We start from the raw sequence: 25,673 nt of genomic DNA, 5'->3' as shown, positions 1-25,673 counted from the left end.
CAAACAGGAAATTAATTATGACCTATTCGAGCCTGTATATTTTCTAATTGTTATTGTTTAATTCATAAAGAATATAAAAGATGATTTATCACTAATTAAAATCGATATCCCCTCTCATCAGTACCCGGGCTGTTCGGTATACCGTTCCGTTTAGTACTTTCAGTTCGCCGTTCTGGCTTTCTACTTCGGCACTAACTGATAGAACTCCGCTGCAATGGCCGATATTTAACTCATCTTTTTCACTGCAACTTCCTGCAATTTCATGTACCAGCGTTCCCGGAATTTTGGCTGCTACGCCAATACAGACACCGCCAGTAATGGCCAGCACTGGATGCAGTTTCCCCATAGACAACATTCTGGCCTGAATATCAATGGCATCCGCTGAAACCACCTGGCCGGACTGGCTGGTATAGCCCATCGGTGGTGCGATAAAGCAAAACTTTGGCACTGCCTGACTATTATGTTTTGCGTCATGCATATCTTTCGCCAGCCCAATCAGTACTGCTGCGGCTTCACGAATTGCCAGCATTCGGTCTAATAACTCAACATTACAGTCTATTTCAGCAGGTAGTTCGTTGCCGGTAAGACCTAAATCAGAAGCTCTGACAAATACCAGAGGGTTTGCCGCATCAACAACGGTAATTTCCGTTGGCCCATAACCGGGTACATCAATCACATCTTTAGGCTGCCCTGTTGGCAACAATTCTCCCGTTACCGCTCCCCCCGGAGACAGAAAGTCCAGTTGGATACGCGCACCGGTACCGGGCACGCCAGAAATAGAGAAGTCGCCGTTATACTCAACTTTCCCCGCTTTAACCGGCACGTGGGAAACAATAGTTTTTTGAGTATTGGTATTGAATATTTTAACTTTGGTTACCGGTTCTGTGACCTCATCCACCAGCCCATTCTCAATAGCAAATGGCCCTACCGCAGAAGAGATATTGCCACAGTTCCCTTTGCGATCTACCGCGTTAGTCGCCGTTTCAACCTGACAAAAGGTATAGTTAACGCTGTTTTTCTCACCAGCGCGCTTACCGACAATCATCGCTTTACTGGTGGTTGAGGTTCCGCCACCCATACCGTTTATCTGACGCCCTGAAGGATCGCTGCTGCCATAAATGCGGCACAATAACTTGTCCTGTTCTGATACTTCTGGCGGAAGATAATCTTCCACAAAACAGCCAGCTTTACTGGTTCCCCCGCGCATCCAGAAGCAGGGAATAGTATGATTTTCCACGATTAACTCCTCCAGCGATGATTAATTAGTATTCTTGCTATGGGATTCAGGAAATTGGGCCAAAAACCAGGTCACAATCAGTAAATCGGCGCTGCCTCCGGGGCTCAAATTGCGTTCAATGCACTGCCGATCGAACTCTTTTAGCCTGGTGATGTAATCGGTTTTCATCACACCGCCTTCGGCCAAAAACTGCTGCGCCGTTTGCTGTAACCAGCGCAAACCTTCCGGCCCACCGCGAGAAGCGACATTGGTGTCACCATTTACCGCCATCAGACTAAGCAGTGCCTGCAATAGGGCGCGCTGTGGGTCAATTCCCTGAGCAATCAGACTTTGATAAACCGGTAATGACGTAGTCTGCACTGACTGAAAACCAGATTCGGCCTCACCACGGGCACCGGACAATCCATACTGCTGATAAAGCCTCTGTCCCGCCGTCAGCGCCTGATTATTCTGTTCCAGTTCACGCATCACCATGCCGTGACTCATGGCCGCTACTTCATGACATAAACTTTGTTGAGTAACTGCCTTCTGATTTGAAACCAGTCTACCCATGGCCGTTGCCAGTAAGCCCAGTGAGAAAATAGTGCCTTTGTGAGTATTTACGCCGGATGTGGCCTTATACATTGATGCTTCACATGCCAACCCCAACGGGCGTAAGCCATACAGAATATCGCCACTGGGTTGTAGATGAGTGCTCATTCCATACTCGATGAAATAAGGGATCCAGACCCGAATTGCTTCGGCACTACGGTAGAAATCCGTCAGATCCATATCTTTATGGGCACCGTTATTGCGCATATCCACTAGCCCGGGCTTCGGCGTCAAATTAACTTCATTCAGCATGGCGCTGTTAGCCAGTTGGCTGCAGCGGACTACCCAGGGTAGCTTGTTAAGTTCCAGACGATGAGCGGCATTCGCCGAATTCATTGAGCTAAACATGATTGATTAAATCCTCCATCGCCTGATGTAGCGCCGGTACGGAATGGGTGCGTTCACGGGCGCAAATTCGCGCATCGAGGGAACAGAGAAAACACTGCCTTGGTGCCATGCCCATCGACTGGCGGGAGATAATGCCTTCTCTGCCGATTACATCGATATCCCACAGGCGACCAACCGCGCTTTGCTCTTCACTTTCTACGCAAGCACGCTTAACGTTTCTGGCATCATGACTTATTGCCATCAGCCCTTCCGGGCCGGTTGGCAAACAAAACACGGCCTTATCAACCACATTCCATTTCTGCTGCTGGCACAACTTATCTAACGTTTGCCAGGCCAGATTGAAGGCCTGACGCACCACCGTGCTGTCTTTAATTTCGCCCGGAACCACGACGGTTAACGAAATCAGGGTGGTTTGGTATTTGGCTAACCAGAGCTGCTGCCGTTCCTGACGCGCTTCTCTGCTCAACAAAACCTCTTCCAGCGTGACTTTGTGATAACTCGCCTGTTCCGGGAGAATATTCATTACACAGTTACTCTTTTATCTGATTAACAACATCAATCACCGAGCCATCGCGATAGCGAACTACCGCCACCACCCGATCGGTAAACTCAATCGGCTTTGGCTTACCGGTTAGCATGACTGCACGCTGATACAGGTCATTAATACTGACAATATCCATACCGGCTTTCTGCAACCGTTCGGCTAGCTCAGGGCGTGCCGGGTTAACAGCAATACCATGATCGGTAACCAGAATATCAATGCTGCTTCCCGGTGTGATTAGGGTTGTTACCTGTTCAACAATGGTTGGGATACGACCACGTACCAGCGGCGCCACAATGATGGATAGCTTGGAGGCCGCAGCGGTATCGCAGTGTCCACCAGATGCACCGCGTAATACACCATCAGAACCGGTGAGTACGTTGATATTGAACTGGGTATCAATTTCCAGAGCACTAAGGATCACCACATCCAGATGGTCAACGGAAGCGCCTTTGGAAGTGAAGTTAGCGTATTGGTTAGCGCTGATTTCAACGTGATTTGGATTACGCGCCAGTGATGCCGCTGCGCCGCTGTCAAAGCTCTGCACATCCAGCAGCTTGTCGATAAGCCCTTTCTCATGCAGATCAACCATGGCCGCCGTGATACCACCTAAAGCAAAACCGGCGGTAATATTCTGGCTGCGCATTTTATTTTCAAGAAAACGCACTACCGCCAGCGAAGCACCACCGGTACCGGTTTGCATCGAGAAACCCTGTTTGAAATAACCAGAGTTAATGATCACTTCAGCCGCTCTGCGGGCAATCAGCAGTTCACGTGGGTTAGTGGTCATACGGGTAGCATCCGCACCAATCTTATCCGCATCACCAACGCGATCGACCTGTACAATCAGATCTACCTGATCCTGACAAATACTCAGCGGATGGTGTGGGTAAGGCAGGATATCTTCTGTCAGCAGTACCACGGTTTTAGCGTGCTCTGCATCAACCCGACCATAGCCCAGCGAACCACAGCAGGCTTTGCCGGTGAATCCGTTGGCATTACCAAACTCATCACATGCCGGAACCCCAAGGAAAGCCACATCAATGCTTAACTCTCCGGATTCCACCAGATTGACCCGACCACCGTGGGAATGAACCTGTACTGGCTCTTTCAATAAACCACGGGAGATCTCTTCTGCCAGTGGCCCGCGTAGACCAGAGGTATAGATTCGGGTCACTACACCATTGCGAATATGTTCAATCAGCGGAGAATGGCAACCTGCCAGCGAACTGGAAGCCAGCGTCAGGTTTTTGAATCCCATCGCGGCGATTTGAGCCATGACCAAATTGACGGTTAAATCCCCGCCGCGAAAAGCATGGTGAAAAGAGATAGTCATGCCGTCCTGTAGGCCGGAACGGCGAATCGCATCTTCCAGCGAATTGCAGATTTTCTTATCTCTTGGTTTTTTCGATTGCAAATTAGCCTTGGAAACATCGCGGAAAGGCGACAGTTTCAATGGTGCTTTAGCTCCGGATTCTTCATTAAAGTCATTAAGTTGTTGAATCAGGCTATTACATAAATTGGTTACACGTTGTTGGCGAGCCATTATTATTCACCTCATCTTATTCTTCACGAACGCCGGAAAGCGCTGCGCGTTGTACCACCAGACGAGCACGTTCAATAATCGGGCCGTCAATCATTTTGCCATTAAGAGAAACGACACCCAGACCTTCAGCAGCCGCAGCTTCTGCCGCTTCAATCACCCGCTGAGCATGTTCCAGCTCTTTGATGGTTGGCGCATAAAGGTTGTGAAGAAGTTCTATTTGACGAGGGTTAATCAGCGATTTGCCATCAAAGCCTAATTGCTTAATATGAGCCGCTTCATTCAGGAAGCCCTGCTCGTTGTTAGCATCAGAATAGACGGTATCAAATGCCGCAATTCCCGCCGCACGAGCCGCCTGCAGGATAGAACAGCGGGCAAACAGTAGCTCAATACCTTCCGGTGAGCGTTCGGTACGCAGATTACGTACATAGTCCTCGGCACCTAATGCGATACCAATCAGACGAGGAGACGCTTGCGCAATTTCAACGGCATTATTGATGCCCTCGGCAGATTCAATCGCCGCCATCATTCCGGTGCTGCCCACTTCCCGGCCGCATTCCGCTTCAATGCGAGCGATTTGTTGTTCCATATCAATCACATCCTGAGCGCTATCGGTTTTCGGCAGGCGAACAATATCAACGCCACCGCGAACAACCGCCTCAAGATCTTTAATACCAAACTCAGAATCCAGTGCATTGACCCGCACAACGGTTTCAATCTTCTGATACATCGGGTGTTGCAGCGCATGAAATACCAGTAAACGCGCAGCATCTTTCTCTCTCAAAGCGACAGAGTCTTCCAGATCGAACATGATGGCATCAGCAGAATAAATGAAGGAGTTACTCACCATGGCGGCATTCGCGCCGGGAACAAACAGCATACTGCGGCGGACCCGCTGCTTTAGAGCTGGATTCATTTTAATGCCCCCCACGGAAGTTCTTTGCTGTCACTGGCTCTCAACAACACGGTTTGCAGACGAGCACGTAAAATGCAGTCCAGAGCACCTTTATCATCGATAATCAGTTGAACACCAGTGACGCCCAGTTTGGATAATGTATCCATCACGGTTTCCCGGATGGCATCACCAAACTGTTTTTCCACACTGCTGTTTAACTGCAGATCGATCTCCGACCCTCCAATGGGTGCGATCCGTACCATGACATCACTTGACTCAAGTGTGCCGGCAACGGCTTCTTTTACAATTTTCATAATTCACCTACGGTAATAACAGATTCTTCTGAGGGGGTTCCTGCACTTTTCTGCCGAATATTCGGGTTATTAATTAAATAGTTATAAGTGCAGTCGGGTACCAAATCAGCAATAACATCCATCTGTTTTTTGGCCAACAGACGACGTACCCAGGAAGCTGAAATAGCGGTGCCTTCATGCTGCAAACGCTCAATTTCAACCAGCTCAATAGGGGGGAAAGTTAATTCAGGCGTATTCAACCAGTAACGCATATCGGCGTTATATTTACTGGTTACTTCACAGAAAGGCTCAGTGCCAACAAAACGATGGGTTACACCCAAAGCCGGAGCCAGATACTGACGGAAAATTTTCAGGTCAATTTCGGTATAGCAATTATCAACAATGCCCTGTTCTTTAATAAAGTAACAAGGAAAAGTTGCCCGGGAAATCATATATTCCGATCCCGGATGTACCGTCAAATTAGGAATACTCGCAGTTCCTTCGGTGACCAGTCTTAAGCGATCGACATAAGGAAAAGTAGAGGTATTTTCTTTAACTAAAAACAGATGAAGCCAGTCACACTGTGCCGCTGCTTGCTGTACCAGATACTGATGACCCAATGTAAATGGATTAGCATTCATAATAATGCAGCCAATCTTTTCCCCGGGCTGGCGGCTGGTCGCTAACTGCTGACTATATCGACGTAACCGACAGCTACTGTTCTCCATTAAAACCACAATACCGGGAACCGAAGCGATAGGGAAAAAACCACACTGGCGGAACAAAATTTCATTTTGGGTTTTAGTATAAATAAACAGATGGCTATGGTGACGTTCATAAGCCAAATTCACCAGCTCAGTAGCCAGAGAGAGGGCTATCCCTTCACCCCGAAGCTCTTCATTAATCGCAACGCATTTAATGATATTATCGGCAATACCACCGCAGGCGATAATTTGGCTATCACGCATTACAGTAATAAACTCTTCAACCGATGTATCAATATTCAAATCGTTCTTACGCAGAAATTTGGTGATTTCAGCTATCTTTTTATACTCTGAACGTTTTACACGGCTGAATATTGTTGAGTTATACATGTTCTATTCTCTATATAAGTATTTAGCTATTGCAATAAAGAAAAATACCGTGCTGAATTCCACACTTATCAGAAGTTAATAATTAAAAGAAAACGATGCCTTTAACATTATTGGGAATGTTATTTTAATAATTAAAAAAATAAGTCAATTGACTAATAAAATCATGGATAACATCATAGTAACTAGGTTGAGGGAGTTAATTGATCTGCTTCACACTTAACCGAATAAACATTAATATCTTAATGGTTTTTATTTTTTTTATTAATTAAATGCATTTTATAAATAAATTAATTATATTCATTCCTCACTCATCAAATAATAAAAAGTGAATGTTAAATGCGTATTAAAACGAAAAAGGAATATATTAAGAATATGTTAAAAAACATGTCATTCCAATGGCGTGTATTCTTATTATTGCTTGTCGTTTTTACCTTACTATTAGGTGCATTAAACAAATTCATGGAATATCAGTTAGATAATTACCTGACCGATAAAGTCAGTGAAATCGCCATGAATCAGGCCAAAATCATCGCTTCAATGGATGATGTGATTGAAGGTGTGGAGCAAAGAGATACTCAAAAACTTAAAAAGATCGCCGATCGCCTCAGTATGGAATCCAACTTTAGCTATCTGGTCATTGGTGATGAAAAATCCACTCGTCTTTATCACCCAAATCCGGAAAAGATCGGTTTTACCATGCAGTGGAATAAACCCGGTGCTCTGGAGCGAGGCGAAAGCTACATTATCAGCAGTGAAGGGTCGATGGGTCTGGCACTCAGGGCTAAAACGCCTATCTGGGATAAAAATAATCAAGTTATCGGTGTTATATCGTTAGGATATCTCAACAGTAAAATTGATATGTGGCGTTCCAACCAAATTCTCCCTCTCACCAGCGCCCTGTTACTGATTCTGTTTATTCTTATTCTTCTCTCCTGGCAATTCTCCACCCATATTAAAAAACAGATGATGGGTATGGAACCCATGGAAATTGCCAGAGTACAGCGCCAGCAAGATGCGCTGTTTGGTGCCGTTTTTGAAGGGCTTATCGCCGTTGATACCGAAGGTAAGATCACCGCGATTAATCAGAACGCCCAAAAAATGTTCAAACTGGCCGGGGCAGCAAAATATCTGGTGGGCCATCAGGTACAGGATTTAATTACGCCTTCTGACTACTTTCTTGAAACCAGCGGTACCAACCGTATTGACGATCTGCTGATCATTAACGGTTTAAAAATTATTGCTAACCGAGTGGGGATTTGGATCGATGGTGAATTTCAGGGCTGGGTTATCAGTTTTCGCCGTCATGATGAAATCAATACCCTCAGTGCTCAACTTAGCCAAATACAACAATATGTAGAAAACCTACGGACACTACGCCATGAACACCTTAACTGGATCTCCACCATTGGCGGATTGTTACAGCTAAAAGAGTATGACCGTGCGTTGGAGATGGTTAAATTCGAATCCTCTAACCAACAGTCCCTTATCGATAGCATTAGCCAGATGTTTAAAAATCGTCTGATTGCTGGCTTACTGTTTGGTAAATATCACCGGGCAAAAGAACTCGGACTGGAAATACAGTTTATTCCCGGCTGTACACTTAACACTAACATTAATCCGCTCACAGAAAATGAACTGGCCAGTATTCTTGGCAATTTGTTGAATAATGCTTTTGAAGCCACATTAAAAAATCCTGACAGTAATAAACTCATTGAGTTTTTTATTTCAGATGAGGGATCTGAACTGATTATTGAAGTTTCAGACAATGGCTGCGGCATTGCTCCTGATATTCGTGACACTATTTTTACGCGAGGCGTGACGTCTAAAAACAGCGGAGACCACGGTATTGGTCTCTATCTGGTCAAAACCTATATTGACCAATATAACGGCACCATCACCATTGATGATAATGAACCTTGCGGCACCGTATTCTCTATTTTTATCCCCAAAGGAAAAGGAAGTTAATTATATGAAATACCTAAATATTCTAATTATTGAGGATGAAACTCCGCTCGCCGAAATGCACGCCGAATTTATTAAACGTCATAACAGCTGTCGTCAGGTTTGGCTTGCCGGTAACCTTGAGCAAGGGCGCATGATGATTAATAACTTCAAACCCGATCTGATCATTCTGGATAACTATCTACCGGATGGTCGGGGTATTGAGTTATTACAAGAGCTCTCTGCGGAAAAATACCATGGTGAAGTTATCTTTATTACTGCCGCCAGCGATATTGATACGGTTTCAGAAGCCATTCGTTGTGGTGTTTTTGACTATCTGCTTAAGCCGGTTTCTTACGATCGCCTGGAACAAACTTTGGCCCGTCTCAGCCATCTGCATCGAGTTCAGAAACAGACGGAAGACGTCAGCCAGTGGCAAGTTGATGAAATGTTTAATACCTTCGCCCGCATTCAGGCTAAGCCAACCATGCCTATCGGTATTGATGAAATCACACTAAAGATCGTTCAGGACGCATTCAGTGATGCACAAATTGGCTATACCGCTGAAGATATTGCCAAAAAGTTAGGATTAAGCCGGACAACCGCCAGACGCTATCTGGAGTTTTGTGCAAAAGAGCACTTCTTACAGGCCGAAATTATTTACGGAAAAGTTGGCCGTCCTCAAAGAATTTATCGCTTAAGTACTCCGGTCGAATAGTGTTAACAGATTAATAAATGACAAATTACTGCTGATAAAACCGTAAAACTCCCATTATCGGTTTAAGATTAAAAAGTGAGTTTTATCATGGTAAGATATAAGGAAATGTCGAACGAGGTTCCCCCGGAGCACTATTTACAGGTATAGTTGGTTAGTAAAAATTGAGTAAGTGGATTTCACTGGTAAGGTGAGTACATAACTATCAGTAAAAGATGACTTGTTCCACTATCACTCTGTTATCCGGGATTGCCCCTCTGTAATTTGTGACCGTAAAAAGGAGTCAATATGACTTGGGAGTATGCACTGATTGCTGGCTTAGTTGTAGGTCTTATCATTGGCGCTTTAGCTATGCGCTTTGGTAACAGAAAACTACGTCAACAAACTGCATTACAGCAGGAGCTGAATAAGAATAAAGCAGAGCTGGAAGCTTACCGTCAGGAACTGGTTAGTCACTTTTCCCACAGCGCTGAGCTGTTAGAAAAAATGGCTCAAGATTATCGTCAGTTCCAAAAGCATATGATTAAAAGTTCAACTACGCTGTTACCTGATATGGCAACCAGCGATAATCCATTTAGCTATATCAATTATAAGCCCGTTTCTTCTGCTTCAGAGCAGGATCAGCTGTCTGCTGATATCCCACCACGGGACTACTCTGAAGGCGCTTCCGGTTTGTTCCGTCCGGAACGTAAAGATTAAAAATCTCTGATGACGCTATCACCCCCGATAGCGTCATTTTCTTCTGCTACAATTAATTACCTTTCTTTACTTTATCTGTTTTATCTGCGTCCCGACTGTATTTGAAGCGTATCACATTCCTGGGTACGACATATCTAAGCCCTGGCTGGCGCTTGAATCATGAACTTTTTGACACTACTTACAGTCATAGCATTAGCTACACATTTTTGTCATAGTTTAAACATGTAACCTGTTGGTATTGAGAGTAATCATCCATGAAAAAAACCACTTTATTATTAAGCGCCCTGACAGTCAGTTTAGGTTTAACTTTTTCCTCAGTACCGGCTGCCAATGCGGCCCTGCCAACCACAGTAGCCGGAGAGCAAGTTCCTAGTCTGGCTCCTATGCTGGATAAAGTTCTCCCTGCCGTTGTCAGCGTATATGTTGAAGGTACACAAGTTCAGCGTCAGCGGATCCCTGAAGAGTTCAAATTCTTCTTCGGTCCAAACATGCCGTCGGAACAACAAAGTACCCGCCCATTCGAAGGATTGGGTTCTGGTGTGATCATCAATGCAGATAAAGGTTATGTGGTTACCAATAACCACGTTATCAACAACGCAGACAAAATTCGCGTTCAGTTGAACAACGGTAAAGAGTATCAGGCAAAACTGATTGGACGTGATGAGCAGTCTGACATCGCACTGTTACAATTAACCGACTCTAATCCAAAGGATTTGACCTCTATTAAGATGTCTGATTCTGATAGCCTGCGCGTTGGTGATTTCGCCGTTGCGGTAGGTAACCCGTTTGGTCTGGGCCAGACCGCTACATCCGGTATTATCTCTGCTTTAGGCCGCAGCGGCCTGAACCTGGAAGGCCTGGAAAACTTTATCCAGACGGATGCATCCATTAACCGCGGCAACTCTGGTGGTGCGCTGGTTAACCTTAACGGTGAACTGATTGGTATTAATACCGCAATCCTTGCCCCTAGCGGCGGTAACGTGGGTATCGGTTTTGCTATCCCGAGCAATATGGTACAGAACCTGACCGACCAGTTAATTCAGTACGGTGAAGTTAAACGCGGCATGCTGGGTATTAAGGGCAGCGAAATGACCGCCGAAATGGCCAAAGCATTTAAAGTAGATGCACAACGCGGCGCATTTGTTAGCGAAGTCCTGCCGAAATCTGCTGCTGCACAAGCCGGCATTAAATCTGGTGACGTGATTGTCTCTCTGGATGGTAAAGCCATCAGTAGCTTTGCTGAACTCCGGGCCAAAGTTGCAACTGCCGGTGCCGGTAAGAAAGTCAAAATGGGCCTGCTGCGTGAAGGCAAACCAATGGAAGTCAGCGTTGAGTTACAAAACAGCGATCAATCTTCCATCAGTGCCGAGTCATTATCGCCTGCCCTGCAAGGCGCCAGCTTCAACAATGGTGAAGTTAAAGGCACCAAAGGCGTGATGATTAAAGACGTGGAAAAAGGTTCCCCGGCTGCTCAAAGTGGCTTAAAAGCAGGCGATATGATCATTGGGGTCAACAGCGACCGCACCACCAATATCGGTGAACTGCGCAAGATACTGGACAGCAAGCCAAATGTGCTGGCACTCAATATTTTACGCGGTGATGACAACATCTATCTAATCCTGCGTTAATCCCGATCGCAAAAACGGATACGGCACTATGCCGTATCCGTTCAAGTCATGGTATCCTTCCTTACCTTTACTATTTTTGACGATATGCATGCTTGCCAAACTGTTACGTTCAATAATTATTGGCTTAATTATTGCCGCTGCTTTACTGATGATCTTTCCTTCGCTGCGTGACGCATCGGGGTTATTTGATAATTCTCTGAATTTACCTCTTAGTGAATCACCAATAAGCTATAACAGTGCCGTCAGGCGAGCCGCTCCTGCGGTGGTCAACGTTTATAACCGCAGTGCTCTCAGCTCTTCCAGCCAGAATACATTAGGAATCAACACCCTGGGTTCTGGCGTTATTATGAATAAGAAAGGTTATATTATTACCAACAGGCACGTTATCGTAAATGCTGACCAGGTCATTATCACATTACAGAATGGTCAGGTTTATGAAGCGATTCTGGTGGGTTCTGATACCTTAACCGATCTGGCTGTTCTTAAAATTAAAGAAGATAATCTGCCGGTTATTCCAATTAACTCGAAACGTTCTCCTCACGTTGGTGATGTCGTTCTGGCAATTGGTAACCCCTATAACCTTGGGCAAACCGTTACTCAGGGCATCATCAGTGCTACAGGGCGAACCAGCCTCAGCCCTTACGGCCGTCAAAATCTATTGCAAACTGATGCGTCGATTAACCACGGCAACTCTGGCGGTGCGTTGATTAACTCACTGGGTGAGTTAGTGGGTATTAACACTCTGTCATTAGACAAACGTACCGATGGTGATATGCCCGAAGGTATCGGTTTCGCCATTCCAACCGAACTTGCCACTAAAATTATGAATAAGCTGATTCGGGACGGCCGAGTGATTCGTGGTTTTATCGGTATCGAAGGTCGTGAATTCAGTCAAATGCAAAACCAGGGTAGTCCATTCGATAGGCTACAAGGCATACTGGTGCGTTCCGTAACCCCCGGAGGCCCGGCGGAGGAAGCAGGACTGTTAGTTGGCGATATTCTGGTCAACGTCAACAACAAACCTGCGATCTCGGCCATTGAAGTGATGGATGAAGTCTCCGAAATTCGCCCGGGCACTAATATCCCGGTAGTGGTATTACGTCAGGGTCAGCGCCTGACCTTCACGCTAAAAATCTCCGAATACCCGGCGCAGAACAACTAATTCATTTCATACCGTTAAGTAAAAATAAAAAGGGCGCAGACAATAAAATCTGCGCCCTTTCTACTTCAATCAACTAACCAACCTATCTGTTATTCGTCTTTCTCTTTAAAGCGCTGAATATTAGCACCTAATGCATTCAGCTTTTCTTCAATGCGCTCATACCCACGATCGATATGATAAATGCGGTCAACAACCGTAACGCCTTCAGCAATACAACCCGCCAACACTAAGCTTGCCGATGCGCGTAAATCGGTCGCCATCACCTGAGCGGCGGACAATTTATCAACGCTGTGACAGATAACCGTATTGCCTTCGATTTCAGCATGAGCACCCATACGAATCAGCTCAGGAATATGCATAAAGCGGTTTTCAAAGATGGTCTCGGTGATGACACCGGTTCCTTCCGCTACCAGATTTAACAGAGAGAACTGCGCCTGCATATCGGTCGGGAAACCAGGGTGTGGTGCGGTACGAATATTTACGCTGTGTGGACGCTTGCCCTTCATATCCAGACTAATCCAGTCGCTACCGGTTTCTATTTCAGCACCCGCTTCGCGTAATTTGGCTAATACTGCATCCAGCATATCCGGGCGTGTATTACGGCAAATCACTTTACCGCCAGAAATGGCAGCAGCAACCAGGAACGTTCCGGTTTCAATACGGTCAGGCAGAACACGGTACACACCACCACCTAAACGCTCAACACCTTCAATAGTGATATGATCGGTTCCTGCACCAGTAATTTTCGCACCTAATGTATTCAGGAATTCAGCGGTATCCACAATTTCTGGCTCACGCGCCGCATTCTCAATAACAGTCGTTCCTTCCGCCAGCGTTGCTGCACTCATAATAGTTACAGTAGCGCCAACGCTAACTTTATCCATCACGATATGCGCAGCTTTCAGACGACCGTTAACGGATGCTTTAACGTACCCTTCTTCCAGCTTAATCTCTGCCCCCAGTTGTTCCAGGCCAGAAATATGTAGGTCAACCGGACGAGCACCAATAGCACATCCACCCGGCAGGGATACCTGACCATAACCAAAACGAGCAACCAATGGCCCTAATGCCCAAATAGAAGCACGCATGGTTTTAACCAAATCGTAAGGAGCGCACAGCTCAGTTACATTGCTGGCATCAACAAAAATCGAACCATTGCGTTCAATTTTTACCCCCAGTTGGCCCAGCAGCTTAAGGGTAGTATCAATATCTTTCAGCTTTGGCACATTTTGTAGCTCTACGGGCTCTTCCGCCAGCAAAGCTGCAAAAAGAATCGGTAGCGCTGCATTTTTAGCGCCAGAAATTGTCACTTCACCACTTAGTTGGGTGGGGCCCTGTACTCGAAACTTGTCCATAATCGCTCTCTCTAATACAACAACATTTAAAAGGTCAGATGCTGATTTAATATTTATTGTTATATGTTGTTATTTAATCAGCACAGATAAAATCACTACAGTCCGTACGGGTTATTTACCCAATTACAAACCGCTCAGTTTACGATCGCGTTCCCATTCTGTCGGGGTATAGGCCTTAATCGACAGTGCATGAATGCGATTATCAGAAATGTATTCCATCAGCGGAGCATAGACTGCCTGCTGCTGTTTAACGCGACTCATACCTTCAAACATATCACCAATGGCAATCACCTGGAAATGGCTACCGTCACCCGTGACGCGAACATCTTGCAGATTTAATGCATCGAGCAAAATTTGTCTTATTTCGTTAGTATCCATCGTCTTCACTATATTAATCAGAAAGGATCTGTTACTCAGAATGAGAAACAGCTTAAATTAGCACGTACGCTCAGATTCGCTATAAAAACATCGCGGAGATATAGATGACTATATCTCCGCGACTCATTTCAAATCAGCCTAATGAACATACTATCACACCATAGTTGGTGTACTCACGAGGTAAGGCTGAATAATTTGTTGCAGATTATACAGAGATGCCAACATTTGTAGCTTCTCTGTCATTCCAGCCAGTTTTAACGGCTGCTTACGGGCTTCACCTTCATCAAGCAGATGAACCAGCATGGCTAAACCTGCTGAATCCACCCGGGATAAACCAGATACGTCAATAATGGTGATATCAGCACTGATAATCTGCTGCCGCGCTTTCCAGAACGGCAGCAACGTTTCGCGATCTAAATCACCGCTTAACATTATTACGCCATTTTCAGCCTGCCAGTTCAGAGCGTTCTGCATTATTTTTTATCATCCAACGTAATTCGCTGACTGGCCAACGTTTTCAGCTGTTTAGTTAAACCATCAACACCATCACGACGCAGGGTTTCTGCCCACTCATTTTGCTTGGTGGTAATCATACTGATACCTTCAGCAATCATGTCATAAGCCTGCCATTCACCGGTTTTGGTGTTTTTACGCCATTGGAAATCCAGACGGACAGGTGGACGACCATTGGTATCATTAATAGTGATACGAATAGAAACGTTGTCTTTATCACCTAATGGCTGCTCAGGAGCGATTTGATACTTTTGGCCATTGTACATAGCCAGCGCCTGACCATAAGCTTGCTCCATGTAGGCTTCAAAAGCGGGCATATACGCATCACGTTGTGCCGGAGTTGCATCACGATAATAACGACCTAACACCAAGGCGCCTGCATATTTAACCTGAATGTAAGGAAGGAGTTCTTCCTTCACTACGGTACGTAAATAGTCAGGGTTTTGCTTAATCTTTGGTTGTTCATTGGTCAGGCGAGTAAATACCTTTTCCGCCGCAACTTGCATCTGCTGGTAAGGATTACTGGCGTCAGCTGCATTTGCCGCCAAAGGGGCAATCATGAAAAGTGCTGCCATCATAAAACGTTTTAACATAGCTGTTCCTCTATCCTACTGTTGTCCATAATGTTGAATAAACATGGTTAACTCCGTAACCAACTTTTTTGCCCGCCGGATAAATTAATGAACCGGTGCAGGCGCAGTACCTTCATCAGCCGGTTTTTCATCACCGCCGCTTTTATATAAGAACTGACCAATAAGATCCTCCAATACCATTGCTGACTTGGTATCTTTAATCTCATCGCCATCTTTCAAAATTTTAGTCCCCATATCTTCATCTTCAAAGCCAATATTCATCGCCAGAAATTGCTCGCCTAACAGGCCGGAAGTACGAATGGATAAAGAACTGGTATCCGGAATATGGTTAAAACGCTGCTGCATATCAATGGCTACGCGCGGGAAGTAGGTCTTTTGATCAAGGGTAATATCAGCCACTCGACCAACCAAAACTCCCCCTACTCTCACCGGGGAACGCGCTTTTAAACCACCGATGTTATCAAATGTAGCGTAAAGCCGATAAGTTGGCTCATTACCCAAAGATTTCACATCTGCGACTTTTAAACACAGGAATAAAAGTGAGCACAGGCCAATCAGCATGAACACCCCTACCCAGATTTCCGTTTTTTTACTTTGCATCGATTTAATTCCCAAACATCATTGCGGTCAGTACAAAATCTACACCTAATACGGCGAGAGAGGCATGTACGACGGTACGAGTAGTCGCCTGGCTAATTCCTTCCGACGTAGGAATACAGTCATAGCCATTATAAAGCGCAATCCAGGTTACTGTGATTGCAAATACTACACTTTTAATTAAACAGTTCAGCAGGTCAGTGTGCCAGCTAACAGAGTCCTGCATCGCAGCCCAGAAGAAACCATCATCGATTCCTTTCCAGTCCACGCCTACCATCGCTCCGCCCAGAATACCTACCGCTACAAAAATAGCAGTTAGCAATGGCATACTGATAAAACCGGCCCAAAAACGTGGGGTAATCACCCGACGCAGTGGGTCAATGGCCATCATCTCCAGGCTGGAGAGCTGTTCTGTTGCCTTCATCAGACCAATCTCTGCGGTTAACGCTGAGCCAGCCCGACCGGCAAACAGTAAGGCGGTAACAACCGGCCCCAGTTCGCGCAGTAAAGAGAGTGCCACCATCATACCCAGACTGGCTTCAGCACTGTAGGTGGTCAGAATCAGATAGCCTTGCAAGCCCAGAACCATACCGATAAACAGGCCGGAAACCATAATAATCAGCAGTGACTGAACGCCCACAACATACAGTTGCTTGAGTAAAAGCGGCCACTGCTTGCGAAACTCCGGCTTTCCAACCAGTGCCCCATACAGCATCAGCCCGGAACGGCCAAAAGAGGTGCAAAATTGGATACCACGACGCCCTAAAGACGCCAATGCCTGTAGCAACATTAACTTAGTAACTCCGTTTTATAATCACCGGCGGGAAAACGGAAAGGAACCGGGCCATCCGCCACACCGTCCAGAAACTGTCTGGCGCGAGGGTCAGGATTAGCACGTAATTCGTCCGGCGTTCCTTCTGCAATAACACGATGCTCCGCCACAATATAAGCATAATCAGCAATGCTCAGTACTTCCGGTACATCGTGTGAAACAACAATACAGGTGATACCTAATGAATGGTTAAGCTCATCAATAAGTTTAACCAGTACCCCCATGGTGATTGGATCCTGACCGACAAAAGGTTCATCGAACATAATCAGTTCAGGTTCAAGAGCAATTGCCCGAGCCAACGCAGCCCGGCGCGCCATACCGCCCGATAATTCTGCCGGCATCAAGTTAGCAGCACCACGCAGGCCAACGGCCTCCAGCTTCATCAATACGGTACTGTGCAGTAATGCTTCGGGTAATTTAGTATGTTCCCGTAAAGGATAAGCCACATTGTCAAACACCGTTAAATCAGTAAACAGCGCCCCGGACTGGAACAACATGCTCATCTTTTTACGGACTTCATACAGGTGGCGACGGGAAAGCGTTGGGATATTATCCCCGTCAAAAATGATATCACCGCTATCCGGCGCTAACTGCCCACCGATTAACCGTAATAATGTGGTTTTACCAATGCCTGAAGGCCCCATAATCGCCGTCACTTTACCGCGGGGTACCGTCAGGTTGATATCCTGAAATATTGGACGACCATTACGGGAAAACGACATCCCCCGTACTTCGACCAAATTCACTGCCGATTTAATCATAACGTCCTTAAACTATCAGGATGAATACCTATATCGTCCATCATAAGTATTAATATACTCGGGCTCAACATTTCATTCCCCTTACTCAACAGAGGCAGAAACGCAGGCGGTGTTTTACTTTTCATCCAACGCCAGTCAAAATTAACTCAACGATTTTACCAATGTTCTCTGCCTGAACCAAAGGCCCTTGTGATAATTCAGCAATAACAGTGTTAAATGGTACCTGAATGTTACTGTCCATCTGACCTGACTAAGACGAATAAATGAATGAAAAAGTTCAATTTTAAACAGGGTAACGTATGCTGATCGCCATAGTAATGCTGTTTATTGGCCTCATTTTGCTGGTTTATGGTGCTGACCGCTTAGTTTTTGGTGCTACCGCTATCGCCAACACCTTAAATATTCCCCGTCTTGCTGTAGGAATTATGGTTACCGGAATGGGTACCTCACTGCCGGAGCTGGCATTTTCAGTTACCGCCGGGCTTAACGGTAAAACTAATATGGTGGTCGGTAACGCCATTGGCTCTAACATCACCAACATATTACTCATTTTAGGATGCGTTGCGATTATTCGCCCATTGAGTCTGCGCTCCAAACGACTAAAGCGTGAAGCTCCCTTACTGTTTCTGATCATGTTACTGGCGGGTTTTGTCCTTTATGATAACCAGCTCAGTCGCAGTGATGGTATTATCCTGCTGGTTGCTTTTATCAGCTTTATGGCGCTGGTATTCAAAATGAGTAAGCGCAATTTTCTCCGACAGGCGGATTCACTTTCTGTCAGCCAGGAAGCAGAAGCGCCCAAAGAGATAAGCCAAACCGTCGCTTTTTTATGGATACTGATAGGCGTTTTAGTTTTACCCATTGCCGCCAAAATAACGGTAGATAACGCCACTGTAGTTGCCCGTTATTTAGGCTTGAGTGAACTGATGATAAGCCTCACAATTATTGCTATTGGCACCAGCCTGCCGGAATTAGCAACTGCTATCACCGGCATGTATAAACATGAAGATGATATGGTGCTGGGCAATGTGATTGGTTCGAACATTTTTAATATTCTGGTGGTCATGGGAATACCAGCGTTAATTTCACCGGGTAGCTTCTTTAGCGAGGCCTTCCGCCGGGATTACTGGATTATGCTGACCGCCAGCCTGCTTCTGACCTTACTCTGCGTGGGTCGCAGCCGTCGATTAACCCGACCAATGGGAATGGCGCTGTTAGCTGGTTTTACCCTTTATATTGGTGTGCTGATGTATTCCGCGTACGCCTGAGTTTAAGTTTCCTCGCTCCAACATAAGACAAAGGAAACTTTATTGATGACAGTGAGAATGAGTAATGTCTAACTTTGATTTTCAACAAGCAGGAAAACAGGTTCTTGATATTGAACGATCCGGGCTTGAACAACTCTATCAATACATCAATCAGGATTTTTCACATGCCTGTGAGCTGATGTTTCACTGCAAAGGTAAAGTCGTAGTGATGGGAATGGGCAAGTCCGGGCATATTGGTTGTAAAATGGCGGCCTCTTTTGCCAGTACCGGTACTCCGTCATTCTTTGTTCATCCGGCTGAAGCCAGCCACGGTGATTTAGGCATGATCACTGCGGATGATATTGTTATTGCTATCTCTTACTCCGGTGAGTCCAGCGAGATTATGGCGCTGATTCCGGTGATTAAACGTTTACAAATTCCCTTGATCTGTATGACCGGTAATCCAAACAGTTCGATGGGGAAAGCAGCTGATACACACTTATGCATTAATGTTCCTCAGGAGGCTTGTCCACTGGGGTTAGCGCCAACCACCAGCACAACTGCTACGCTGGTAATGGGAGATGCATTAGCCGTTGCTTTATTAGAAGCCCGGGGATTCACTGCTGACGACTTCGCCTTGTCGCATCCGGGGGGAGCTCTTGGACGCAAACTGTTATTACGCGTTAGTGATATTATGCACACCGGTGATGAAATTCCACGGGTGAATAATCAGGCTTCACTGCGTGAAGCGCTGGTAGAAATTACCAGAAAAAATCTGGGTCTGACCGTTATCTGTAATGACGATATGTTGATTCAGGGGATCTTCACCGACGGCGATCTGCGTCGGGTCTTCGATCAGGGTGTGGAGATCAGCAATGCTAAAATTGCCGATTTGATGACCAAAGGTGGCATTCGTATTCGCCCTGATATGCTGGCGGTAGAAGCGCTCAATCTGATGCAGTCACGCCATATTACTGCCGTTCTGGTGGCTGAAGGCGATCGGTTAGTGGGCGTGGTTCATATGCATGATATGCTGCGCGCCGGCGTGGTTTAAGGCAGAATAGCTGGTTTGCATGGTTTAAGTGAAGAGTGAAAAGAGTATAAACATGATTAACACCTGCTATGGCGCGGTAAGCAAAGAGGTTTTTCAACGGGCGGCTCAAATTCGGCTGTTGATCTGTGATGTCGATGGCGTCATGTCCGATGGACTGATTTATATGGGTAATCAGGGAGAAGAGCTAAAAGCCTTTAACGTACGTGATGGTTACGGTATCCGCTGCCTGATTACCTCCGGTATTGATGTCGCTATTATCACCGGACGTAGCGCTAAGCTGGTTGAAAATCGTGCGAAAACTCTGGGAATTACTCATCTGTATCAAGGCCAATCTGATAAACTGGTGGCCTTCGAAAAAATACTTAAAGATGTCTCTCTGGCACCAGAACAAGTGGCTTATATTGGTGACGATTTGATTGACTGGCCAGTGATGCAAAAAGTGGGGTTAGCAGTAGCCGTCGCGGATGCGCACCCACTGCTTTTACCAAAAGCACACTATGTAACGCAAATTGCCGGTGGTCGTGGTGCTGTACGCGAGTTATGTGATTTAATTCTGCAAGCGCAAGATAAACTCGAAGGGGCACAAGGGCTATCCATATGAGTATGAGCAAGACAAAGCTAAGCCTGACGATTGTACTAACGCTAATCGCTTTAGGTCTTATTGGCTGGAATCTGGCTGATTTTGATGACAATAAAACCATCGTGCCACCGGATGATAAAGAACCCACCTATCAGAGCCAACAAATGGTGACGATAGTGTACAATCCGGAAGGTCAATTAAATTACAAATTGACGGCGGAAGACGTAAAATATTACGCCACGCCGGAAGATACCTGGTTCACTAAACCGGTCATGATTATGTATGACAAGGATAAAGTGGCAACCTGGTCAGTGCGTTCCGATCGCGCGAAATTAACCAAAGACCGTATGCTTTATCTGTATGATAATGTTGAGGTCAACAGCCTGACGACCACGTCACAGCTGGAAAGAATCAAGACTAACAGCGCTGATGTCAATCTGGTGACTCAGGATATCAGCTCTGACGATCATGTTACTCTGTACGGGGCTAATTTTACCTCCGAAGGAATGAAGATGCGTGGTAATCTGCGCAGTAGAACAGCTAAGCTGATTGAAAAGGTAAAAACCTATTATGAAGTTCAACCAAAAGCCGGCAATGAAACTCAGCCATCATCGTAAAAGCGTGGTTAACAGCGTGGTAGCCGGCATACTTCTGGTTACCAGCGCCTCTGCGTTTGCATTAAAGGATGATACAAATCAGCCGATTAACATTAGCTCCGCTCAGCAATCATTAGACATGAATGGTAATGTCGTCACCTTCACCGGTGATGTTATTGTGAAGCAGGGAACTATTGATATTCGAGCTGATAAAGTCGTTGTGACTCGTCCTGAAGGCAACGAAGGGAAAGAAGTGGTAGAAGCATTCGGTAATCCAGTGACGTTCTACCAAATGCAAGACAGCGGTAAACCGGTAAAAGGCCGGGGCTTAAAACTCCGCTATGAATTAGCCACTGACTTTGTTGACCTGACGGGCAACGCCTATCTGGAACAGCTGGACAGTAATGTTCAGGGTGATCGAATCACCTACAAAGTAAAAGAGCAGAAGATGGAAGCGTTCAGTAACAAAGGCAAACGCGTAAACACCATTCTGGTACCATCTCAGATACAGAAAAAATAAACACTTTTAACCGCAGTTAAAGAAAAGAGTAAACAATAGCGAATGGCAACGTTAACAGCAGAGAATCTGGCCAAGGCCTACAAAGGTCGCCGAGTGGTAGAAGATGTCAGCCTGACCGTCAATTCCGGTGAAATTGTCGGTTTGCTTGGGCCAAACGGCGCCGGTAAAACCACCACGTTTTACATGGTAGTGGGTATTGTCCAGCGTGATGCGGGTTCGATCCTTATCGACGGTGAAGATATCAGTCTGTTACCGCTGCACGCGCGCGCCCGTCGCGGTATTGGCTATCTGCCACAGGAAGCCTCTATATTTCGTCGCCTGAGCGTTTACGATAATCTGATGGCGGTGTTGCAGATTCGCAATGACCTCACCAATGAACAGCGGGAAGATCGTGCTAATGAGTTGCTGGAAGAGTTCCATATTGAGCATCTTCGTAAAAACCTCGGGCAATCACTCTCCGGTGGTGAACGCCGTCGGGTAGAAATTGCCAGAGCGTTAGCGGCTAATCCTAAATTTATTTTACTGGATGAACCCTTTGCCGGCGTTGATCCGATATCGGTTATCGATATCAAGAAAATCATTGAGCATCTGCGCGATAGCGGGCTTGGTGTATTAATTACCGACCATAACGTACGTGAAACACTGGACGTTTGTGAACGCGCTTACATCGTTAGTCAGGGTCATTTAATTGCTCATGGAACACCATCATCTATTCTGGAAGATGAACATGTGAAGCGGGTTTATTTAGGCAATGAATTCCGATTGTAGCTATTGTGCTACTCTGTGGGAACATTCGCTTAGCCATTCCGGAATGCGATAATAAGTGTAATATGTCATTATGAAGCAAGGTTTACAGCTCAAGTTAAGTCAACAATTAACCATGACACCTCAGTTACAGCAGGCAATTCGCCTGTTGCAACTGTCAACACTTGAACTGCAACAAGAGATTCAAATCGCGCTGGAAAGCAATCCACTGCTTGAGCAGGCGGATAATCATGACGAAATAGACTCTCGCGAAGAGACCGAGCACGAACAGCTTGATACCAGCGAAGCACTACAGCAGTCTGATATTCCTGAAGATCTTCCCCTCGATGCCTCATGGGATGAAATTTATACCGCTGGTACACCATCCGGCACCCATAACGATTATGGCGATGATGAACTCCCGGTGTTTCAGGGTGAAACCACCCTGACCCTGCAAGACCATCTGATGTGGCAGATGGATCTCACCCCTTTCTCCGATCTGGATAAAGCCATTGCTACCGCTATTATTGATGCGGTGGACAATACCGGCTATCTGACGGTTTCGCTGGAAGATATTGCTGACAGCCTGGGGCAAGACGAAGTTGAACTCGATGAAATCGAAGCGGTATTAAAACGTATTCAGCGTTTCGACCCGGTGGGTGTTGCAGCCCGCGACCTGCGCGAATGTTTACTGGTGCAGCTTTCCCAGCTATCTCCTGATACCCCTTATCTGAATGATGCTCGCCAGATTGCCGATCACCATCTGGCGCTGTTAGGTAGCCATGATTTTCGCTCCTTGCTAAAACTAAGCCGTATCAGCGAAGAGTCACTCAAAGGTGCCATGCAACTGATTCAGAGCCTTGATCCTCGTCCCGGTCAGTCAATTCATTCCAGTGAGTCTGAATACGTTATTCCTGATGTGTTGGTGCGCAAAGTTCAGGGCAAATGGGTGGTTGAACTCAATACAGAAAGTATCCCACGCTTGCAGATTAACCAGCACTACGCTTCAATGGCAAATACCCACAATGCCAGTGATAATCAATATATCCGTACCAATTTGCAGGATGCCCGCTGGCTGATTAAAAGCCTTGAAAGTCGTAACGACACGCTACTTAGGGTAACGGAATGTATTGTAGAACGGCAGGAAGAATTCTTTGAACTGGGTGCAGAATACATGAAACCCATGGTTTTGGCGGATATCGCCCAAGCCGTTGATATGCATGAGTCAACCATCTCACGCGTAACAACTCAAAAGTACTTACATAGCCCCAGAGGGATATTTGAGTTAAAATACTTCTTTTCCAGTCACGTAAATACCGATAGCGGCGGCGAAGCCTCTTCTACCGCAATACGTGCACTGGTTAAAAAATTGATTTCGGCTGAAAATCCAGGTAAGCCGCTGAGCGACAGTAAAATCGCCAGCATGTTAACCGACCAAGGGATTATTGTTGCCAGAAGGACGGTAGCAAAATACAGGGAGTCGTTATCTATTCCCCCGTCAAATCAGCGTAAACAACTGATCTGACTCAATGGTTCCTACAAATGATGAACACGTTATCCACCATGCAATTACGCTCTATTCTGAAATTAGACAGCACACGCAGTGCCGTTCACTGCTCCAGTAAAAAACGGGCGTTAGAGATTGTCAGCGAAATGGCTGCCAGCCAATTAAACATACCCACCAGTGTGGTGTTTGAGGCTATCCTCAACCGTGAACGCATGGGCAGCACCGGTATTGGCGCAGGCATTGCTCTTCCCCACGGCAAACTGGAAGAAGACACTACTCGTGCCGTAGGCGTATTTATCACACTGGATAGTCCTATCAGTTTTGATGCGGTCGATAATCAACCGGTTGATATCCTGTTCGCCCTGTTAGTTCCGGCAGATGAGTGTCAGGCCTATCTGGAGACACTATCAGCCATAGCTCAGCGTCTGGCAGACAAAACTTTGTGTCGCCAGTTACGAATGGCACAAACCGATGAAGAGCTTTATCAGCTATTTACACAGGAATCGTCTGATAAAGAGAATGAACCAACTGAAAATCAATCTGTTTAAAAACGATTGTTCGTGTTAACGTTTATTCTGTCAGGGGTGATGTTTAGCCCAAAGCAACACATGAAGCGTTGTGTAAGGTTCAGATACCGACGATATTGATATCGTATCGTGATGATTAAGAGGAATAGCAACATGGTGCTGATGATTGTCAGCGGCCGCTCAGGCTCAGGTAAGTCCGTAGCGCTGCGCGCGCTGGAAGATATGGGTTTCTACTGCGTCGATAATTTACCAGTAGTCTTACTGCCCCAGTTAGCCGAAACGCTGGCGGAAAGAAAGACATCTGCAGCGGTCAGTATCGATGTGCGAAATTTACCTGAAACGCCAGAAATTCTGGAAGAAGTGCTGAATAATCTGCCAGGCGATTTTTCTCCTCAGCTATTGTTCCTTGATGCCGATCGTAACACACTAATCAGACGTTACAGCGATACCCGTCGCCTGCACCCGCTATCGAATAAGAATTTATCGCTGGAAAGTGCCATCGATGAAGAAGACACCCTGCTTGAGCCATTGCGTTCACGAGCTGACCTGATTATCGATACCGCAGAAATGTCCGTTCATGAACTGGCTGAAATGCTGAGAACCCGACTGCTGGGTAAACGTGAACGCGAACTGACCATGGTATTTGAGTCATTCGGCTTTAAACACGGTATTCCAATTGATGCCGACTATGTTTTTGACGTTCGTTTTTTACCAAATCCACATTGGGATCCAAAACTTCGCCCAATGACAGGTTTAGATAAGCCTGTAGCCTCCTTTTTGGATCGCCATACTGAAGTACATAATTTTATTTATCAGACTCGTAGCTACCTTGAACAATGGTTACCGATGCTGGAAACCAATAATCGCAGCTATCTGACAGTCGCGATTGGTTGTACCGGTGGTAAACATCGTTCCGTTTATGTAGCAGAACAGTTGGCTGATTATTTCCGTTCTCGTGGGAAAAACGTACAGTCGCGCCATCGTACGTTGGAAAAACGTAAAAATGACGGAAAAAACAGTAACTAAGCGATAAACATCGTTAATTCGCCTTTGGTCTGCTTTACTGATATGATTGATTTAGCATCTTATCGTATTGCTCCGGCGCTCAAAATGCCCGGTAAGCCAAAGACGATATAAAACCAGAATCTGTAGAGCGTGATCCCGATCTCTTTAATTTAACGT

Annotated in this window: 28 protein-coding genes; 14 read left to right on the top strand and 14 right to left on the bottom strand. The window is 45.9% G+C overall.

The features are described 5' to 3' along the window. Positions 1-91: 91 nt before the first annotated feature. From I2494_RS16145 to citC, 7 genes are read right to left on the bottom strand one after another with little or no spacing between them, the layout of a single operon-like run. Positions 92-1,237, bottom strand: a complete 1,146-nt coding sequence (locus I2494_RS16145) for a 2-methylaconitate cis-trans isomerase PrpF family protein (protein WP_218467876.1) — start codon at positions 1,235-1,237, stop codon at positions 92-94. Positions 1,238-1,258: 21 nt separating this feature from the next. After that, positions 1,259-2,179, bottom strand: a complete 921-nt coding sequence (gene citG, locus I2494_RS16140) for a triphosphoribosyl-dephospho-CoA synthase CitG (RefSeq protein ID WP_407657922.1) — start codon at positions 2,177-2,179, stop codon at positions 1,259-1,261. Further along, positions 2,169-2,699: a citrate lyase holo-[acyl-carrier protein] synthase gene (gene citX / locus I2494_RS16135; protein WP_218467875.1), complete on the bottom strand. Its 531-nt coding sequence runs from the start codon at positions 2,697-2,699 to the stop codon at positions 2,169-2,171. Before citX ends, citG begins: the two co-directional genes overlap by 11 nt. 7 nt (positions 2,700-2,706) lie before the next feature. Further along, entirely contained in the window at positions 2,707-4,263 is a 1,557-nt protein-coding gene (gene citF / locus I2494_RS16130; protein ID WP_218467874.1) for a citrate lyase subunit alpha, read from the bottom strand. A 16-nt stretch (positions 4,264-4,279) separates the two neighbouring features. Beyond that, on the bottom strand, positions 4,280-5,176 hold the full coding sequence (citE, locus tag I2494_RS16125) for a citrate (pro-3S)-lyase subunit beta (protein ID WP_218467873.1): 897 nt from the start codon (positions 5,174-5,176) through the stop codon (positions 4,280-4,282). Continuing rightward, on the bottom strand, positions 5,173-5,469 hold the full coding sequence (gene citD / locus I2494_RS16120) for a citrate lyase acyl carrier protein (protein WP_130592725.1): 297 nt from the start codon (positions 5,467-5,469) through the stop codon (positions 5,173-5,175). Before citD ends, citE begins: the two co-directional genes overlap by 4 nt. Then, positions 5,466-6,542 (bottom strand): [citrate (pro-3S)-lyase] ligase, encoded by a 1,077-nt coding sequence (gene citC / locus I2494_RS16115; protein ID WP_218467872.1) that lies wholly within the window; start codon positions 6,540-6,542, stop codon positions 5,466-5,468. Before citC ends, citD begins: the two co-directional genes overlap by 4 nt. A gap of 336 nt (positions 6,543-6,878) precedes the next feature. Here citC and dpiB point away from each other — a divergent pair, with 336 nt between their 5' ends. The 5 genes from dpiB to degS all read left to right on the top strand — a co-directional run bounded on the left by dpiB (position 6,879) and on the right by degS (position 12,687). Further along, positions 6,879-8,507 carry a sensor histidine kinase DpiB gene (dpiB, locus tag I2494_RS16110; protein WP_218467871.1) on the top strand — a complete coding sequence of 543 codons (1,629 nt, stop codon included), beginning with the start codon at positions 6,879-6,881 and terminating at the stop codon, positions 8,505-8,507. A gap of 4 nt (positions 8,508-8,511) precedes the next feature. Beyond that, on the top strand, positions 8,512-9,201 hold the full coding sequence (gene dpiA, locus I2494_RS16105; RefSeq protein WP_218467870.1) for a two-component response regulator DpiA: 690 nt from the start codon (positions 8,512-8,514) through the stop codon (positions 9,199-9,201). 285 nt (positions 9,202-9,486) lie between these two features. Beyond that, on the top strand, positions 9,487-9,897 hold the full coding sequence (zapG, locus tag I2494_RS16100) for a Z-ring associated protein ZapG (RefSeq protein ID WP_218467869.1): 411 nt from the start codon (positions 9,487-9,489) through the stop codon (positions 9,895-9,897). Positions 9,898-10,151: 254 nt separating this feature from the next. Continuing rightward, positions 10,152-11,525 (top strand): serine endoprotease DegQ, encoded by a 1,374-nt coding sequence (gene degQ, locus I2494_RS16095; protein ID WP_218467868.1) that lies wholly within the window; start codon positions 10,152-10,154, stop codon positions 11,523-11,525. Positions 11,526-11,613: 88 nt separating this feature from the next. Continuing rightward, positions 11,614-12,687, top strand: a complete 1,074-nt coding sequence (degS, locus tag I2494_RS16090) for an outer membrane-stress sensor serine endopeptidase DegS (protein ID WP_218467941.1) — start codon at positions 11,614-11,616, stop codon at positions 12,685-12,687. Between the two features lie 89 nt (positions 12,688-12,776). On the opposite strand, the gene murA is transcribed toward degS, so the two are convergent. The 7 genes from murA to mlaF all read right to left on the bottom strand — a co-directional run bounded on the left by murA (position 12,777) and on the right by mlaF (position 17,716). Beyond that, positions 12,777-14,042, bottom strand: a complete 1,266-nt coding sequence (gene murA, locus I2494_RS16085; RefSeq protein WP_218467867.1) for a UDP-N-acetylglucosamine 1-carboxyvinyltransferase — start codon at positions 14,040-14,042, stop codon at positions 12,777-12,779. A gap of 123 nt (positions 14,043-14,165) precedes the next feature. Next, positions 14,166-14,420: a BolA family iron metabolism protein IbaG gene (gene ibaG / locus I2494_RS16080; RefSeq protein WP_130592732.1), complete on the bottom strand. Its 255-nt coding sequence runs from the start codon at positions 14,418-14,420 to the stop codon at positions 14,166-14,168. A 153-nt stretch (positions 14,421-14,573) separates the two neighbouring features. After that, on the bottom strand, positions 14,574-14,894 hold the full coding sequence (gene mlaB, locus I2494_RS16075; RefSeq protein ID WP_218467866.1) for a lipid asymmetry maintenance protein MlaB: 321 nt from the start codon (positions 14,892-14,894) through the stop codon (positions 14,574-14,576). Then, positions 14,894-15,526 carry a phospholipid-binding protein MlaC gene (gene mlaC / locus I2494_RS16070; RefSeq protein ID WP_218467865.1) on the bottom strand — a complete coding sequence of 211 codons (633 nt, stop codon included), beginning with the start codon at positions 15,524-15,526 and terminating at the stop codon, positions 14,894-14,896. The genes mlaB and mlaC overlap by 1 nt, the downstream gene beginning before the upstream one ends. A gap of 84 nt (positions 15,527-15,610) precedes the next feature. Continuing rightward, positions 15,611-16,126: an outer membrane lipid asymmetry maintenance protein MlaD gene (mlaD, locus tag I2494_RS16065; protein ID WP_130592735.1), complete on the bottom strand. Its 516-nt coding sequence runs from the start codon at positions 16,124-16,126 to the stop codon at positions 15,611-15,613. Between the two features lie 4 nt (positions 16,127-16,130). Further along, on the bottom strand, positions 16,131-16,913 hold the full coding sequence (mlaE, locus tag I2494_RS16060; RefSeq protein WP_130592736.1) for a lipid asymmetry maintenance ABC transporter permease subunit MlaE: 783 nt from the start codon (positions 16,911-16,913) through the stop codon (positions 16,131-16,133). Then, complete coding sequence (mlaF, locus tag I2494_RS16055) at positions 16,913-17,716, bottom strand: phospholipid ABC transporter ATP-binding protein MlaF (RefSeq protein WP_218467864.1); 804 nt, start codon at positions 17,714-17,716, stop codon at positions 16,913-16,915. Before mlaF ends, mlaE begins: the two co-directional genes overlap by 1 nt. 299 nt (positions 17,717-18,015) lie before the next feature. Here mlaF and I2494_RS16050 point away from each other — a divergent pair, with 299 nt between their 5' ends. The 9 genes from I2494_RS16050 (at position 18,016) to rapZ (ending at position 25,517) form a co-directional block, all read left to right on the top strand. Beyond that, a complete protein-coding gene (locus I2494_RS16050) occupies positions 18,016-18,984 on the top strand; it encodes a calcium/sodium antiporter (RefSeq protein ID WP_218467863.1) in 969 nt (322 codons plus the stop codon). Between the two features lie 64 nt (positions 18,985-19,048). Next, positions 19,049-20,017 carry an arabinose-5-phosphate isomerase KdsD gene (gene kdsD / locus I2494_RS16045; protein ID WP_218467862.1) on the top strand — a complete coding sequence of 323 codons (969 nt, stop codon included), beginning with the start codon at positions 19,049-19,051 and terminating at the stop codon, positions 20,015-20,017. Positions 20,018-20,069: 52 nt separating this feature from the next. Next, a complete protein-coding gene (gene kdsC, locus I2494_RS16040) occupies positions 20,070-20,618 on the top strand; it encodes a 3-deoxy-manno-octulosonate-8-phosphatase KdsC (RefSeq protein WP_218467861.1) in 549 nt (182 codons plus the stop codon). Positions 20,619-20,620: 2 nt separating this feature from the next. Beyond that, complete coding sequence (gene lptC, locus I2494_RS16035; protein WP_218467940.1) at positions 20,621-21,214, top strand: LPS export ABC transporter periplasmic protein LptC; 594 nt, start codon at positions 20,621-20,623, stop codon at positions 21,212-21,214. Then, positions 21,192-21,713, top strand: a complete 522-nt coding sequence (gene lptA / locus I2494_RS16030) for a lipopolysaccharide ABC transporter substrate-binding protein LptA (RefSeq protein ID WP_218467860.1) — start codon at positions 21,192-21,194, stop codon at positions 21,711-21,713. Before lptC ends, lptA begins: the two co-directional genes overlap by 23 nt. 42 nt (positions 21,714-21,755) lie before the next feature. Continuing rightward, positions 21,756-22,481, top strand: coding sequence for an LPS export ABC transporter ATP-binding protein (gene lptB / locus I2494_RS16025; RefSeq protein WP_130592741.1), 726 nt, complete (start codon positions 21,756-21,758; stop codon positions 22,479-22,481). Positions 22,482-22,551: 70 nt separating this feature from the next. After that, on the top strand, positions 22,552-23,982 hold the full coding sequence (gene rpoN / locus I2494_RS16020; protein WP_218467859.1) for an RNA polymerase factor sigma-54: 1,431 nt from the start codon (positions 22,552-22,554) through the stop codon (positions 23,980-23,982). A gap of 20 nt (positions 23,983-24,002) precedes the next feature. Then, the gene (gene ptsN / locus I2494_RS16015) at positions 24,003-24,512 is read left to right on the top strand and encodes a PTS IIA-like nitrogen regulatory protein PtsN (RefSeq protein ID WP_407657921.1); all 510 of its coding nucleotides are present in this window, start codon (positions 24,003-24,005) and stop codon (positions 24,510-24,512) included. A gap of 132 nt (positions 24,513-24,644) precedes the next feature. Beyond that, positions 24,645-25,517 carry an RNase adapter RapZ gene (rapZ, locus tag I2494_RS16010; RefSeq protein ID WP_140920150.1) on the top strand — a complete coding sequence of 291 codons (873 nt, stop codon included), beginning with the start codon at positions 24,645-24,647 and terminating at the stop codon, positions 25,515-25,517. Positions 25,518-25,673: the final 156 nt, after the last annotated feature.

It is taken from the genome of Limnobaculum allomyrinae (assembly GCF_016649425.1).
Classification (GTDB): Bacteria; Pseudomonadota; Gammaproteobacteria; order Enterobacterales; family Enterobacteriaceae; genus Limnobaculum; species Limnobaculum allomyrinae.
The sequence above is the reverse complement of the archived record's forward strand: the minus strand, read 5'-3'. Positions and strand labels throughout refer to the sequence as shown.